We start from the raw sequence: 15,108 nt of genomic DNA, 5'->3' as shown, positions 1-15,108 counted from the left end.
TTTATTCTTCTCAGTGGCCTTAATATATAGTTTATCAAAATATAGAAGAAATGGATATATATTTTCTTTTAATATTTTTCTAAAAAAGCTTTATTTTATCACTCTCCAGTCACCGGACGCATCATGGAAAGCAGCTCCTTCCGGTAATGATCGGCCTTTTCCTGATTGCCCTGTTCTTTCCGTACCATCTTTGTGATTCCCGGATACTGTCCCGGGAAGCTTTCCAGCATGATACCATCTCCATAGATTAGGTAAACATCTCCGTCTGTCATATCTTCCTCTGTCAGCTTCTTTCCATTCTCATCCGTAAGCTTATCCGGTATCGTTCCGGAGAAAATCGTGTCCGTGTCCAGATCCGCAAAATACCAGCTGTTATCATCTGTATGAAAATACACTGCTGTCATCGGCTTTTCCCCGCATCCCGCCAGACAGAACATAACAAGTACCGCCAGCATCACGATCCATTTTTTCATTATTCCACCTCCTAGTCTCTGTCAGTATTTGATTATTTCGACTTCACACTGTGCTAGCACCATGAAAAACATTAATATTACTGACTTCTACAATGTTTTTTATCTGGCACTACCATTAGTGGGAGATTTTTAATATAAATTTAATTGATCGTTGGAAGTACTTCCATAACCTGATCAATCACTTCCACAATTCTCTGTATATCCATATTTTCTTTTACATCAGAACTATCATTCACGTTCAAACCATCTTGCCAGTCCTGGACAATAGATACTGCCGGGATATTCACTAATGCAAACGGATAATGGTCACTGTTGGTTGCCATTGTCAGGAAAAATCTGTCACTGGGTGTAAATAGTTCTGACATACTGTTTTTATTTAATTCTGCCAGTTTTTTCAATCCCTCATCATCATATTCCGCATTGTCTGGTCTTTTGTTTCCTTCGATCATCGCCATATAACCCAGATCACTTTTTTCTGCAATAGTATCAATATTTATTACTCCGATGATCTGTTTCCGCTCGTCCTCCGTCAGCTTACCAACATACCATCTTGAACCCAGCATATATTTCTCTTCGCCCGAGAACAGGATGAATTTTATATTATACGGTATCTCTGTATCTTTTAAAATCCTTGCCAGTTCAAGCACTGCTGCCACTCCGGAACCGTTATCATTGGCGCCCACCGAATCTTCTGCACTGTCATAATGGGCACTTATGATCAGATTTTTTGTAGTATCAATAGATGAGTTTTTTGTCACAATGATATTTTCACCAATGCCGTCAACAATTGCATTCTCGGCTGTTGATGCCAGAAACACATCTGCCTGCGAGGAATGCCTTATTGCATTCTCATTGTTTTCATCGTTATATTCGAATTTCTGGTATTCTATATTGTCATATCCCAGATTGCCAAAATATTCACTAATATATTCTTTTACATTCTGTATTGCATCAGAATTTATTGGACGCGGTTCAGAAGTGATTTCATCGATGATCTGTTCAATATTCTGTTCCAAAGGCTCTATTATTGTACCGTTCTGGGTAACACTCTCCGCCATTGTCTGAATTGGTGCTATTAATGATATAACCATAATTAAGGCAATTGTAATTTTTTCATTTGTGAGCTCCCTCATTTTACCAAGTATTAATCAGTATCTTTTATCCAATAACTTTCCATGCAGAACCATAGGCTACAACGAAAGCTTTTTTCCATACCATAAACATTATCATGTGATATACTTCTGCCAATTAAATCTCAGATTTTGAAAAAGGGACAGACATTGATAAATTTACTTAGTTCCATTCTGGGCTATGCACGGAACATTACAACCACATGATCAAAAGGCGGTAAATCTGATATTCTAAATGTACATTGTGATCCTTTTTTAACAAAATTAGCTTTTTTATCATTTATGTTATCAACTGATACTATTATACCATGAACTGCATCACCAACCAAGTGTTCTTTTTTGCTTTTACAGCGTTCGTACAGTGCTTTTACAATTCATTGCACATCTGTAAAGGAAAGAGACTTCTTGCTATATATTATGTTAAATTCCTGAAAGTATTTTCTTTGCGTTCTCCAGGTTATTTTTTCCATTTATTTTTAGATATACTTTACTGATTTCAGAAGGCTCTCCTATTTCTCTGCAGAGATCCTGTGCCTGGGAAATGGGTATGTAGATTTCGTTGCCTTCTATTACTACAGCGGCTTTACAGGGCATATATGAGGTTTGCGGTCCTCTTGCGGAATTGCTGGATAAGGTAGTAAGATCATCTGTGGCTTTGGAAGTATCCTTCTCTTTTTCATCCAGGGAATAAAAAATATTCAGGTTTTCACCCATCTCTAAAAATTTTTCCTGTTGTTTTTTGAAATGGCATGATTATTATAGTCTTTCATATCCCGTAGGGAACCATTTCCCAGCAATAACAACGGCATCTTCCCCAGTTCATTCTGAGTTGGATTTTTTCCAAACGCATTCATATCAATTCCTGAAAAAGTCGTTGTTTCCGTATAATCTTCAATTTTGATGACAACCGGGACTTCTATGACTGGCCAGATTTCTTTTATACCTTTTATCTTCTTCGCTTTCTGCAAAAAATCTTCATCATAAGCCAGATCTCCAAGTGGGAGCAACACAGTAAATTGCCGTTTTTCTTCTTTCATACCTGCCAGCAGCATTCCTAATAATGTAAGTATCAATGCCAGCAGAAGTATGACAAATAAGGTAAAGCTGTCTATTTTTTTCTTTTCAATGAGAATCCGCCTTTCTCACTTCTTCGAGAAGGATATTTTTCTTATGAAGCTTTCTGACCAGAATCAGGATTATGGAAATAAGCAGTACTGCAACAACTGCAACTATGGAATACCACCAGTTATTGGTTTTCTCCTGGTCATCTTCAACCTTTAAAGACTTTATCTGAGTTTCTTTGATTTCAGAATCAAATTTTATTTCCTCCTCATATGATTTGCCATCGGCATCCTCATACGTAAGAATTAATTGCCCTGCACATTTTCCTGTTTTTCCTTTTACATATATGCGAAGACTTCCTTGGGATAAATCTCCGGCCTCTATGGTCCCTAAGAATGCAGTATCGTTTGAGCTTAATTCATCAGCCTTTAAGCTGACACTTGCATTGTATATTTTGTCTCTTCCGAGATTCATTGCTTTTACCGGGATCTCTACTGTATCCATAGTGTATAAAACAGATGGAATATCTGAAGCTTCCAGCTTAACACGAACCGGTTGGATGATCTGAAAAGACAGTAATTCTGTACCGGTAGTTGCCGTTGCTTTCGAATCTTCATAATCCAGAGAAAAAGTAATGACAGCCTGGCCAGGATCACAGTTTTCTGTTATAGTAATCATCTGTTCCAAAGTAATTGCTTCACCAGGAGCTAGGACTTGTACATAAAAAGAGTTTTTCTCAAATTCAATTCCTTTGTTCTCTGTAGAAAGGGAAATTTTTAAACCAAATACATTTTGACTGCAGCTTTTATTTTGAAATGTCAGCGACATTTCTGTTGTAGAACCAGCCTCCAATCGTCCACCTGAAAGATTGCTGTCTTCTAATAATACCTGCGGTTTATGTAATATTTTTTCACTTGATGAGTCTGATGTTGAATTGCCTCCTCCCCCACCGCCCGAATACCCTCCGTTGTCTATAACCGGATCTGTTATCTGCGGGGCGTCACCGTCCTCCGGATTATCACTGTCTATTACAACATGAAAAGGATTCGATTTAGAACCATCACCAAAGTCATCTCCTGATGTAAAAATATCCGGATCCGGATTTTCTTTATCGCTATCAGCTTTATCAGGAGTCTTTTCATCCTCTACCGGAGGTTCGGTACTCGGAGGTTCGGTACTCGTAGAATCATCCTCTTTTTCATCAAGGGTTAACGAGTTGTCATTCTCATAAGATACGGACGGATCTGAGTCCGTAAATCCTTCTTCAGCAGATGTAATCTCCGTGTTTTGAGGCTCTGTGGCAAAAACGGTAGCTGGAAGAAATATTATTGTCGTACACAATACTAATGCCGTTTTTACAAATAAATTTCTCATTATCAGGCAGTCCTTTCTCTTAAGATTCCTCCATCCATTTCATATACGTGATCACATAAGATTCTGATGTCCTCTTCATTATGGCTTGCCAGCAAAATGGTTTTTCCTGCTGCTTTTAAATCCAGCAGCAGTTCTCTTATTTCTTCCACGCCATGTTTATCCAGTCCATTAAACGGCTCATCCAGGATCAAAAACAGAGGATCTTCCATAATGGCCTGTGCAATACCAAGGCGTTGACGCATTCCTAGGGAATATTTTCCGACTGGTTTCTTCATGTCCGGATCCAATCCTACCCTTTTTAAGACTATGCGGATATCGGCCTTCGAGATCCGGCCATTCATGTCTGCCAGGATCTCCAGATTTTTAAAGCCCGTATATTGTGTAAGAAAACCGGGAGTCTCGATAATAACTCCAAGACTTTCAGGAAAATCCACATCATGGCCTATTTTTTCCAAATACAAAAATAGCGCCCGTAGTTACAGGAAGAAACCCACAGATGCATTTCATAAGGACGGTCTTTCCTGAACCGTTATTTCCAACAATCCCATAGACGTTCCCTGTTTTCAGGGAAAGATTTACTTCCTGTAACACGATGTCTTCACCGAAACGTTTGGTCACGTGTTCTATTTTTACGCAGGTGTTCTGCATCATTCCACTTGCTCTTTCCAGATCACAGGCCAGATTAAATGTCCCTTCAGATTTCTTCCAATCTTCCATATAAAACACCTCCCAGAATTCCCAGCATTACTAATAAAAACAACAGTAGAAATAGCCAAACTCCTATTTTGTCCGGTCCCCAATTTTCATCAGCCAGTATCCATTCTACTGGATAAAACCATATCTGATTCTTAAAATAGCGGTCATGAAGGATAATTCCGAAATAAAAGCTTACAAAAGGGATTCCATATGCCATGTAAGCAGAATCCCATAAAATCCCGCAGCTTCCACCGAAAGTACTTATGATACTTCCGATAAATCCTGTCCGAAATGCCTTCATGAGTAAGTCCAGAAGTGCTTCTTTCTGAATAGCACCCTTTATCTCCAGCGGATAGAACACAATAAAATTGATAAAAAGTACCGTTAGTATAGATAACGTCCAGACCATAAAACCAGATACCATAATGGAAAAAACTTTACCTTCGATATACTGTCTGCGAGTCGTTCTGGGAAGTATCTCCTTTAAAAATCCACTTTTATATTCTTGCAGAATGGAATCACTCCATGGCAATACGGCTGCTACCGGAATGGCAAAAGATACTGCCTGACTTTTTAAGGAACCTTCCAGTATACTGATAAAAGTACTACATGTCAGTGCTTTTTTTAAGCTGGGATAAGTCTGTCCAATGGCTATGGAAATGCAGGCTATCAGCCATGCTGCCAGAAAATTCTTATTAAAAAACATACGTTTTGTTTCACCCCACATAGGTTTTCCCCCTTCCGATCATGTCTTTTCTCCAAGAAATTCAAAGGTATATTTTTTCATCCGGTTAATTGCAAAAACTGCAAGAAGAACTAAAATACCCAGAAAAAACATGTAGGAATGCGTGATTTTCGGAAGCAATGGGTCATAACCTAAGTTATGTTTTCCGTATACTGCCTGGTTCAGAGGACTGATCCAGCAGATTAATACATTTACCTGATACATTTCGTATTTTTCTTTATGTAAAATTGTAGCCAGTACTTTCGGGTCCAATAAAAAACCAAAGACACTGTAAAGAAGGCCAAAAATCATCCCCTTAGTCTTCCCTTTATAGAGATTTCCTACAAGGATTACAAAGCTTAAGGTCAACGAATAACAAAACAGAAGGAAGAAAACCTGCAGCATACAGCCATAGGGTGAGATACTTTCCATGACCCTTACTGTAGAAGGGACCTGCAGGTTTTTTCCTAATTCTGAATAACCAAGCATGGCCGCAGTTTCGCTCCACAGGTTACCTGGATAACTCTTTTTCATACACAGCACGGCCGTAAACAGCAGCATCAAAACCGTATATAAAACAGTTACAAGAATAACATAAATGAATTGACCTAAAAGCCATTTCCTCTTGGTTGTCCGGGTCAGCTGGTATGGAGTAATAGGTGTCATCTTCGGCAGGTCAGAAAACATAAGAAGCAAGAGCAGCGAACTGGACAGTACTGCTATCCCATCCCCAAATGTCCAGATAAATGGTTCAATGGCCTGTACCGGTGTATCGTAGGTCTCCATTACAACCATGATTCTGCCTGTAAGCAGGAAACTAAGTACAAATTCTAACAGAAATACAAAAATAACTTTGGGATTGCGTAAAAATCCGAAGAAATTGTACCTTACAATTCCAAATACCTGTCTCATGTCAGTAACCCAGATTCCGGTCTATGATACTGCCATCCACGGCATTAATGGTAAGGAAACTTTCATTCGGATCTTTACTGGTATTTGATTCTGTTTCTCCGTTATATTCACTTTCTGAAGTCATGCTGCCGAAAAAATCCCAGACGGGGATCAAAATACCTGTGTGTGCGTCAGTAGACGGCTCATATATTCTGGCATAACCAAGAACGATCCGATCAATATTATAGATCCTGGAATTTTCATATTGCATATTATCAGCGTTTGTTACCACCATCATTTTTTCATAAATTTTCATAATCTCGCTGAATGAAAGAAGATTTAAATTCTCTGTCTTTATGTTACCAATTGTGTAGGGATTTGAATAAGTCATGCTTTCTATGCCATCTTTATCGACATAGAAACAGAGACTTTCATAAGACCATGTTTCCATTGTACTATCCATATCTTCCAATGCCCCACCGTCTGCAATTGTCTGAGTTACCGGCACACCATTTATGGTACGTGCATAGTCAATTCTATATCCATTTCCAAAATTACCTGAACTATTATCGCCTTCAAAACTTTTGCACACCGCGTAATTCCAGTTAGAAAACTGTAAATCTGTGATGCCCATTTTTTCAACTTTTTCCTTTGCAAGTTTTTTGCTTCATCCAGGGACAGCCCGATAGATTCTTCTGTGGGTTTTTCTTCCTCTTCAGAATATCCGTAATCACACCACATTGCATCCTCCGGTATTTTTTCCCCGCCCTTGTTTGCTGCTTTCTTGATCTTGACTGACAAGGTATCGGAGCCATCGGAAGATATTTTATAATAGAATTGTGAATCGTCTGGCATTTGTGCAATACAATCGAAAAAATTTCCGGCAACAGGTTTTGCCTCTGTCAGGGTTTTCTTTTCCGGAGCAGTTTCGTATTCCTGTTCCCATGTCTCAATATCTTCATAGATATCATAGACATAATTCCCATCATCATCTGTTCCATAGTTATACGGATCCAGGTTTCCGTTTGCAACGTCTTCTTTTAGTTCATCCAGAGTTTTTTAATTTCATCCTTTGTCTTCACGTAATAACTATCCATGGTATAAAGTTTTGCCTCTGAGAAGAATGCGTTTGTAATACGGTCGAGAAGCTCCTGGGTAACTTCTGCCGCGGTGACAGAAATAGCAGATATCTTTTCCACTTCCGGAATTTCTACGCTTGCATCTGTATTTACCACGAGCTTGGCACTGTCATCTTCCACATGGCTTTTATAATTTTGAGGAGCATCAATGAGATTCCTGATGGTTGTCTTTGACTCTGAACCGTCATCGTTCTTACTTTCAGATGCTTCTCCTTTAGAACCGCTAACATCATCCGCTTCCGTATAAGCATCTACAGCCTTGCTCCCCTTCGGCTTTACCAAAGAAGAATCCGGGGTCTGTGCGCATCCTGTAAACATTCCAATACAAAGCACTATTCCTGCAAACTTTCTTATGTTTTTCTCATTTCTGGTAATATCTCCTTTCTAAGGTTGTTATAAGTATATCATCGAGCATTACACCAAATCTTTCGCGATTTGTAACTGATATGTAAACGTTAGTGTGATTACCAGAAAACAGAGACGGTAGTTCCTTTTCCCGGATTGCTTTCAATCTTCAGTTGGAAATCGTGCAGTTCTATAATTTTCTGACATAAAGAAAGACCAAGTCCTACACTTCCTTTTGCCCTGGAACGAGATTTATCTACCATATAAAATGGTTCCGTCACCATTTCCAGATCCTCTTTCGGTATTCCCTTTCCAAAATCCTGAACCATCAGATGGTCTGGGGTTGCCTCAAGCACAATTTTAGATTCTTTCCTGGAAGCTTTGACTGCATTATCAATTAGATTTGTCACTACACTTATCATTAAGTCCTGATCAAACTTCTTTACCAATTCTTTTGGTTCACAAAATACATCAAGAGAGATGTTTTTTTCTTGAAGCCTGCAATCAATGAGTTCTTTTACTTCTTTCAGAAAGTTATCCACCTGTATTTCAGCTGGATTGAATGAGTCTTCCGAAGCTTCGTAGAGTCCGGTTAATTCCAGCATTTTCATAGAAAGTCTTGAAAGCCTGCGACATTCATTTTCAATATAAATCAGAGCCTTCTCCTGCCTTTCCGGGGTTAGGCGCACAGTAAGCAATGTATCTGCATAGCCTATGATTGCAGTCATTGGGGTCTTCAGCTCATGAGCCAGACTTCCAATAAGCTGTTTTTGTGTCCGGTTTATGTTAGAAAGACTTTCAATTTGTTCTTTTATTTTACCTGTCATAAAATTAAAGGTTGCACCTACCTGTGCAAGTTCTGTATTTCCCTCTGACGGTACTTTAAAATCATAAATACCTTCAGAAACAAGAAGCGTAGCTTCTCTTAGGCTTGTAAGCGGTGCTGTGATTTTTCGAAGGCTCAAATAAAGGATAATTCCCATCACCACGATCAAAGATAAAGTAAATCCACCCGTCTGAAAAAACAGCAGATGACTTTTTTCTATTACATCTGTTATATCTTTATAAGTAATAATCTGATATCCCATATTTACATTGCCATAGTAAAATAACAAAAGTGTCCTTCCATTTATCTGACTGATCATAGGGCCATGACCGTCACTGTTGCTGCCATGATCCACCATGTTTGCCTTACTTTCACATAATTCTCTTAACTTTTTTACATCGAATTCATAAACAGTTCCATTATAGATCATTTTTCCATCAAGATATAAAACCGCGCTGTCATGAAAAACCTGCCGAAAAGCATAAGTAACTATTTGGGGGCGCATTTCGTTGTCGGCATTCTGTTTCTGATTGTCAGAAAGGCTTGTTTTATTTTCAAACTGTAAGATATTTGTTCTGAATATACTGCTTTCATAACTGTTGATATTCTGTATACTCTGATTTTTCCAACAATAAGTGGTATAGAGAAAGATCCCTGACGATACCAACAAAATGATACATGTAGTCTGAGAAAAGATCTTTATTAAGAGTTTCATAAATCCACCTCAAGTCTGTAACCGATTCTGGGAATTGTTTTAATCTTATCCTGCCAGCCAAGCTTTTTCCTGATACGACCCACATGTGCATCCACAGTTCTTGTTTCTCCGCAGAACTCTTCATTCCACAGTTCCTGCAGAATCTGATTCCTGGTCAGTGCTTTATTCGGATTTTTGGCGAACACCATGAGGCAGTTATATTCCATTGGCTTTAAATAGATTTCCATGCCCATTTTTGTAACAGTACGACTAGCAGTATCAATGATGACATCACCAATTTGAATCTGTTCTTGTACAGTGCCATTACGTTCCAGTACTTTTTCAAGACGGACCATCACTTCCAGCATTTCAAATGGTTTTACAATATAATCTTCTGCACCGTCTTTTAATCCCTTTATCTTGCTCGCGATATCTCCCTTTGCGGTAAGAAATATTACGGGGATTTCATACTGCTTCAGTTTCGGTAACAGGCTATAGCCGTCTCTTCCGGGAAGCATGATATCTACAAGTGCACACTGAAACGCATGATCTTGAATAATTGCTTCATATGCCTCATTTCCATCCAGATATCCTACTGTTTCATACCCTGCAATCTCCAGATTCATACATAGCAGGTCATTGATTGACATTTCGTCTTCTATCACAAGAATTCTTGCCTTCAAAATTATCACCTCACATGTTTTTATAACTATCTTTTCACAGGTTAATTATACATTAAATTCTATATTGCAGTTGTAACTGATTTGTAACAGCAAAAAAGGAAACCAAAACCATTCTGTGAGAATAGTTTTGGTTTCCATACGTAGCCGGATTCCTTTCATTTACCTTTATCAGATTGTGTCATTTAAGTCACATCCACTGATGATGCGATTCCATAAGTTCTCCCGCTTGTCCATTCCTTTGGTAAAATAGGGAAGTCTTTCCTCTTCCAGCTCTTCCAGACGAAGCACATTTCCATTCAGATAATTGTCAATCCGGTATCCTGTACTTTTAAGTCTTGTAATTACGCCACCAATTTTTATATCCAAAATCTCATAACCAAATGGCTTTGCATCGTTCATCCAGATTTTTTCTCTTGATGATTTCATCTCTGTCAGATTGCAGATGATTCCAGGAATAACATTCTGACTGATATTTTTCAACGCTGCTCTATCCGATCTGTCATATGCTGATTTTATACACATGCCCAAATCGGCTTTATCAGCTAATACCGCCGCCAGTTTTTCATAAAATGAGAATAAAAGCTGATATTTTCCTGTTTTTTTGCACATTCCTTCATACATTTCTGTATGTTTTGGTAGTAAGATTTTGTATTGACACCTGATTCTTTCACATGATAATCAAAAATGCCTAACATTGGATCCTGGTATAACAGATATTTTGAAGGATTTTGAGCCTCTTTATTCTCTTTCGTATTTAAGAATAAGGAATCAAAATTGTCAAGTGCCATAAAATCATCAAATTCTCCGCCTGTGCAGTCCCTGAACTCCTGCTTAAGGATTGTTTCGTCATAGTCTCTGTGAAAATCAAGGTGTGCAAAAAGTACAAGTCCCGGAAGCAAAGCATCCACCGGGGTTTCTGCACCATTATCCATCCATGCTGTACAGAGCACCTCTTTTATATTGTATTTTTTACAAGTAGAAAGAGCTGCTTTGGTACACGCATAGGTCTTAGAATAATTGGGGGAAATTCCGTTCCAAATCCAAGATCCTCCTGCAAAAATAACGTTATCCGAAAGCTGCGCATGGATATCCAGCATTTTTTCATAGGTTCTGGTATCATCATGATAATAGTCCCAATATACTAATCCTAAATCTTTTTTCGGTTTTTCCCATTTGGAGCAGTCCGTGTTTTCGGGCAGATCATAGTATCCGCCTGTAGAATTTGCTGTAATGTACATGTCACTCCATATCATAGGCTTTAATTCTAATTTTCTGCAAATATCTACGACCCTGTTACAATGTTCCCTGATTATCAGTGACCCTTTTTTATATCCATTTTCTTTTAGATAATTTCCAAGTCCCAGCATGACAGCCTCATCCATTCCAAGATGTACCCTGTTGGTAGAAAAATTCTCCTTTACTGAGCTGAGCAGCTTTTCAATAAACTGATAAGTTTCCTCTTTTTCAGGCTGGAGAATGTCCGCAGAATCACGAATCTTATCCATTCCCGGCCACTTCAGCGCATTGTGCAGATGAGCCAGGGTCTGAATACACGGAACAAGCTCTACCCCAAACATGGAAGCGTAAGCATCCAGTTCTTTTATTTCGTCCTTGGTGTATTTTCCGCGATAAGCCCCAAAATAAGGCTGCCCCTCTACTTCATAGGTATCTTCTGTATAAAGCATGAGTACATTCATTCCAAGTTTTGCCAGTGTCTTGATCAGGAATTTCACCTTTTCAACTGTAAATACAGCATTTCTGGAACAATCCAGCATAAGACCGTTTCTTTCAAAACAGACATGCTCTTGATATTGAAATTCATCCTCTTTCATATGATGTATGGCATAATTAAGTGCGCGATAATAATGAGATATTTCCCGACAGATGATACGAATCTGGTTTTTTCTTTTATTTATCAATATTTCTGGTCTGTCCTGAAATTCAACAGACAATTCTATGTTTTGGTTGAAACCGTCATTTTCAGCCAGCAGTATTTCAGTACCTTTTTTAATAGTATTATATTCTTTCTTATCAGATGAAAAAACAATGTTCATACGTATTCCTCTTTCTTTAGGAATTCTGCTCTTCTTAACAAATCAATCTTTTTTAGCAGAGTATCCCCCTGTCAATGTTCTATTTTATTCGTTTGTAAATAATCGGCTCACCATAATTTTCATACGGTTCAGAAAAAAGCTGTTCTTTCAGTTTGCATTTTCTGTTCCTGGAAGTAAAGGCTGCCTCCACAGAATTCAGAAGCAGCAGCCTTTTCTGCTCCTGGGTAAGATCTAACAGAGATTCCATATATCGGAATTCCCGGGAAAGGGTTGTTCTTTCAATCGCCGGATCATCGGTATTTAAGGTTACCTTAAGTCCCATTTCGAGAAATGCTTTCAGCGGATAAGCAGACATTTCTTCCACAGCTTTTGTCTGGCGGTTGCTTGTAGGGCACATTTCCAGAAAAAATCCCCTTATCCTTTACAAGCTGTATCACTTCCTTATTTCCCGCGATCCTCACACCATGACCGATCCTGACTGCCCCCATATGGACAGCTGTTTTTACATCCTCTGCATTTCCGGCCTCGCCTGCATGGATGGTAAATGGAACCTGATATTCTCTGGCTTTTGCAAAAAGCGCCTCGTAATTTTCTGTTGGAAAGAGTGCCTCGGCTCCTGCAAGATCGATAGCAACCACGCCACCATCTTCAACAAGATATTTTTTGCCAGCTCCAGAGTTTCCAGATTTTCTTTCTGGTTAAGATCACCGCGCATACAGCATAAGATCAGATTACCGGGGATGGGAGCTCTTTTCAGACCACGTAATGCAGCATGGATCGCTGTTTCCTGAGTCATTTCCTTCTGTGTATGGAGCTGTGGGGCAAAACGAAGTTCTGCGTAGATCACACCGTCGTCTTTCATTTCAGAAAGGATAAGATAAACAGCCTCTTCCAATGCCTCTTCTGTCTGAAGAAGAGAAAGAGGCAGGTCAAAGCATTTCAGAAAATCATTGAGATTTTCGCAGGTATCCGGCACAGAAAGGAGAGAAAGAAGCTCTTCATCTGTGGCAGCCGGAAGCGTGATCTGCTGCAATGCGGCAAGTTTTCTGGCTATCTCTGTGGTAATGCAGCCGTCCAGATGTGCGTGGAGATCGATGTAGTGATCAATTCTATTTTCTGTTTTCATAGGCGCTAAGTACCTCCCTGGTTGGATTTATTCTTATCCCTGAAATGGGTTTGCGTTTCTTATGGTATCTGTCGGAAGGAAATATTAAGGTGAATTCCGGGTTATATTTCCTGTGTGGCTTTTTTTAACCAGGATTGCTCTTCTTCATTCAGATACGGAGAAATCTTTTCGTATACAAGGGCATGATACTGATTGAGCAATTTGCGCTCTCCTGCTTCCATCTGTTCCGGATCGATACCTTCCAGATCAAATGGGACCAGAGTCAGTGGCTCAAATTTCATAAACTGGCCGTAGGATGTTTTTTCGGCTTTTTTGCAAACTACAAGATTTTCGTGACGGATGCCGAATTCATTTTCCGCATAATATCCCGGTTCATCGGAGGTGATCATCCCTTCTTCCAGAACAGGAGCCGGAAGCGCGTCAGGGCTTTTCCAGCGAAAACTCTGAGGTCCTTCGTGTACATTGAGAAGATAACCTACGCCATGGCCGGTTCCGTGGTTGTAATCCTCTTCCATAGCCCAGAGAGGTCCTCTAGCCAGGGCATCCAGATTCAGGCCGGTACAGCCGTAACGGAATTTTGCTGCTGCCAGGTTCAGGTGTCCACGGAGTACTGCTGTGAAATATTTTTTTCTTTTTCAGTCACCGGGCCAAGTACAACGGTGCGGGTGATATCAGTAGTGCCCTCCAGATAATGTCCGCCTGTATCCATCAGAACCAGCCCTTTTGGCTCCAGTGGAATATTGGTTTCTTCTGTTGCACTGTAATGGACAATGGCTCCATGTGCACCGTAGGCAATGATGGGATCAAAGCTGTTTCCCTGAAAATTCTCCTGTACGGAACGGAATTCATAGAGCTTATCAGCAGCGGAAAGCTCGGTGATCTTTTGTTTTCCCGCATTTTTCTTCAGCCAGTGGATAAACTTCACCATTGCAACGCCATCTTTGAGGTGGGCAGTCTTTTCATTCTGGACTTCGGTCTCATTTTTGATGGCTTTTGGGAGAAGGGTCAGATTTTCACCGTCCAGGATCGTTACCGGCTTTGGAATACTGCTGACCAGCCGGCTGTTTACATTGCTTCTGGAAAGAAATACCTTTTTCTCTTCGGGAATCGTCTGTACATAGGTGTAAATATCATCATATGGATAAATGGCAATACCGTCTTTGGAAAGTGCTTCCTTAACAGAATCCGAAAAGGCTTTTTCATTGACAAAAAGACGGAGCTCACTGTCATCCAGCACAAGATAGGAAAGAACTACCGGGCAGCAGTGGATATCATTTCCGCGGATATTTAAAAGCCATGCAATGTCATCAAGGGAAGTGAGGATAAAGAGGTCTGCGCCCTTCTCTTTCAGTTTGCTGCGGATCTCACGGATCTTGTCTGCTCTGGATCTTCCGGCCCATTTTTCGGATAATTCCATTACCGGTTCACAGGAAAGTGCCGGACGGTCATTCCAGATATTTCCGATGAGATCCTCATTTACAGAAAAATGTACCTGTTTTTTCTGAAGGATTTTTTCTAGCGTCTCTGCTTCTTCTGCGCTTACGGTACGGCCATCGAAGCCGAGACACATTCCCTCTTTCAGATTTTCTTCCAGGAATTTGTGGATTGTTGGTACGTCCGGTTCTCCCATCTTAAACAGAGTAACCGGAGTTCCCTCTAACTGCTGTGCAGCCTGGATAAAATATCTTCCGTCTGTCCAGAGTCCGGCCATGTCCTGCATGATCACGGCAGTTCCGGCAGAACCGGTAAATCCGGTGATGTATTTTCTGCATTTAAAATAATCCCCAACATACTCAGAACCATGAAAATCATCGGTCGGAACCAGATAAGCATCGATTCCCTTTTCCTTCATTTGTTTTCGAAGAGCTGTGATCCGTTCTGTAACTGTCAT

General features: G+C 39.9%; 12 protein-coding genes and 5 pseudogenes. All 17 read right to left on the bottom strand.

Annotation, left to right across the window (positions count from 1 at the left end):
• Positions 1-98: 98 nt before the first annotated feature.
• Positions 99-473: a hypothetical protein gene (locus CK1_RS03645; RefSeq protein WP_015524968.1), complete on the bottom strand. Its 375-nt coding sequence runs from the start codon at positions 471-473 to the stop codon at positions 99-101.
• Between the two features lie 140 nt (positions 474-613).
• Positions 614-1,531 (bottom strand): M28 family metallopeptidase, encoded by a 918-nt coding sequence (locus CK1_RS03640; RefSeq protein ID WP_015524967.1) that lies wholly within the window; start codon positions 1,529-1,531, stop codon positions 614-616.
• Between the two features lie 492 nt (positions 1,532-2,023).
• Positions 2,024-2,317: a hypothetical protein gene (locus CK1_RS03635; RefSeq protein ID WP_015524966.1), complete on the bottom strand. Its 294-nt coding sequence runs from the start codon at positions 2,315-2,317 to the stop codon at positions 2,024-2,026.
• Positions 2,318-2,319: 2 nt separating this feature from the next.
• Complete coding sequence (locus CK1_RS03630; protein WP_015524965.1) at positions 2,320-2,640, bottom strand: hypothetical protein; 321 nt, start codon at positions 2,638-2,640, stop codon at positions 2,320-2,322.
• Positions 2,641-2,725: 85 nt separating this feature from the next.
• Entirely contained in the window at positions 2,726-4,039 is a 1,314-nt protein-coding gene (locus CK1_RS03625; RefSeq protein ID WP_015524964.1) for a COG1361 family protein, read from the bottom strand.
• Positions 4,040-4,041: 2 nt separating this feature from the next.
• Positions 4,042-4,687 (bottom strand): annotated as a pseudogene (locus CK1_RS03620) (ATP-binding cassette domain-containing protein).
• Positions 4,688-4,733: 46 nt separating this feature from the next.
• On the bottom strand, positions 4,734-5,462 hold the full coding sequence (locus CK1_RS03615; RefSeq protein WP_015524962.1) for an ABC transporter permease: 729 nt from the start codon (positions 5,460-5,462) through the stop codon (positions 4,734-4,736).
• An 18-nt stretch (positions 5,463-5,480) separates the two neighbouring features.
• Positions 5,481-6,371: a hypothetical protein gene (locus tag CK1_RS03610; RefSeq protein ID WP_015524961.1), complete on the bottom strand. Its 891-nt coding sequence runs from the start codon at positions 6,369-6,371 to the stop codon at positions 5,481-5,483.
• 1 nt (position 6,372) lies between these two features.
• Positions 6,373-7,002, bottom strand: a pseudogene (locus CK1_RS03605) (DUF6034 family protein); the annotation flags it as partial.
• Positions 7,003-7,390: 388 nt separating this feature from the next.
• On the bottom strand, positions 7,391-7,822 hold the full coding sequence (locus tag CK1_RS03600) for a DUF6034 family protein (protein WP_353611117.1): 432 nt from the start codon (positions 7,820-7,822) through the stop codon (positions 7,391-7,393).
• A gap of 131 nt (positions 7,823-7,953) precedes the next feature.
• The gene (locus CK1_RS03595; protein ID WP_243269371.1) at positions 7,954-9,090 is read right to left on the bottom strand and encodes a sensor histidine kinase; all 1,137 of its coding nucleotides are present in this window, start codon (positions 9,088-9,090) and stop codon (positions 7,954-7,956) included.
• Positions 9,091-9,371: 281 nt separating this feature from the next.
• On the bottom strand, positions 9,372-10,037 hold the full coding sequence (locus tag CK1_RS03590) for a response regulator transcription factor (RefSeq protein WP_005423065.1): 666 nt from the start codon (positions 10,035-10,037) through the stop codon (positions 9,372-9,374).
• Between the two features lie 168 nt (positions 10,038-10,205).
• Positions 10,206-11,812: pseudogene (locus CK1_RS03585) on the bottom strand (beta-N-acetylhexosaminidase).
• A gap of 358 nt (positions 11,813-12,170) precedes the next feature.
• Entirely contained in the window at positions 12,171-12,488 is a 318-nt protein-coding gene (locus tag CK1_RS03580) for an amidohydrolase family protein (protein ID WP_015524955.1), read from the bottom strand.
• On the bottom strand, positions 12,403-12,729 hold the full coding sequence (locus tag CK1_RS03575; protein ID WP_306288719.1) for an amidohydrolase family protein: 327 nt from the start codon (positions 12,727-12,729) through the stop codon (positions 12,403-12,405). The genes CK1_RS03580 and CK1_RS03575 overlap by 86 nt, the downstream gene beginning before the upstream one ends.
• Positions 12,730-12,767: 38 nt before the next feature.
• Positions 12,768-13,217: pseudogene (locus tag CK1_RS03570) on the bottom strand (amidohydrolase family protein); the annotation flags it as partial.
• Positions 13,218-13,318: 101 nt separating this feature from the next.
• Positions 13,319-15,108, bottom strand: a pseudogene (locus CK1_RS03565) (aminopeptidase P family protein).

Origin of the sequence: Ruminococcus sp. SR1/5 (assembly GCF_000209835.1) — a bacterium.
GTDB classification, from domain to species: domain Bacteria; phylum Bacillota; class Clostridia; order Lachnospirales; family Lachnospiraceae; genus Blautia_A; species Blautia_A fusiformis.
The sequence above is the reverse complement of the archived record's forward strand: the minus strand, read 5'-3'. Positions and strand labels throughout refer to the sequence as shown.

Excerpts from the sequence above, each read along its gene's own strand:
- CK1_RS03645 (WP_015524968.1), bottom strand. The coding sequence starts at position 473 with ATGAAAAAATGGATCGTGATGCTGGCGGTACTTGTTATGTTCTGTCTG.
- CK1_RS03640 (WP_015524967.1), bottom strand. The coding sequence starts at position 1,531 with ATGGCGGAGAGTGTTACCCAGAACGGTACAATAATAGAGCCTTTGGAA.
- CK1_RS03635 (WP_015524966.1), bottom strand. The coding sequence starts at position 2,317 with ATGGGTGAAAACCTGAATATTTTTTATTCCCTGGATGAAAAAGAGAAG.
- CK1_RS03630 (WP_015524965.1), bottom strand. The coding sequence starts at position 2,640 with ATGAAAGAAGAAAAACGGCAATTTACTGTGTTGCTCCCACTTGGAGAT.
- CK1_RS03625 (WP_015524964.1), bottom strand. The coding sequence starts at position 4,039 with ATGAGAAATTTATTTGTAAAAACGGCATTAGTATTGTGTACGACAATA.
- CK1_RS03615 (WP_015524962.1), bottom strand. The coding sequence starts at position 5,462 with ATGTGGGGTGAAACAAAACGTATGTTTTTTAATAAGAATTTTCTGGCA.
- CK1_RS03610 (WP_015524961.1), bottom strand. The coding sequence starts at position 6,371 with ATGAGACAGGTATTTGGAATTGTAAGGTACAATTTCTTCGGATTTTTA.
- CK1_RS03595 (WP_243269371.1), bottom strand. The coding sequence starts at position 9,090 with ATGATCTATAATGGAACTGTTTATGAATTCGATGTAAAAAAGTTAAGA.
- CK1_RS03580 (WP_015524955.1), bottom strand. The coding sequence starts at position 12,488 with ATGTGCCCTACAAGCAACCGCCAGACAAAAGCTGTGGAAGAAATGTCT.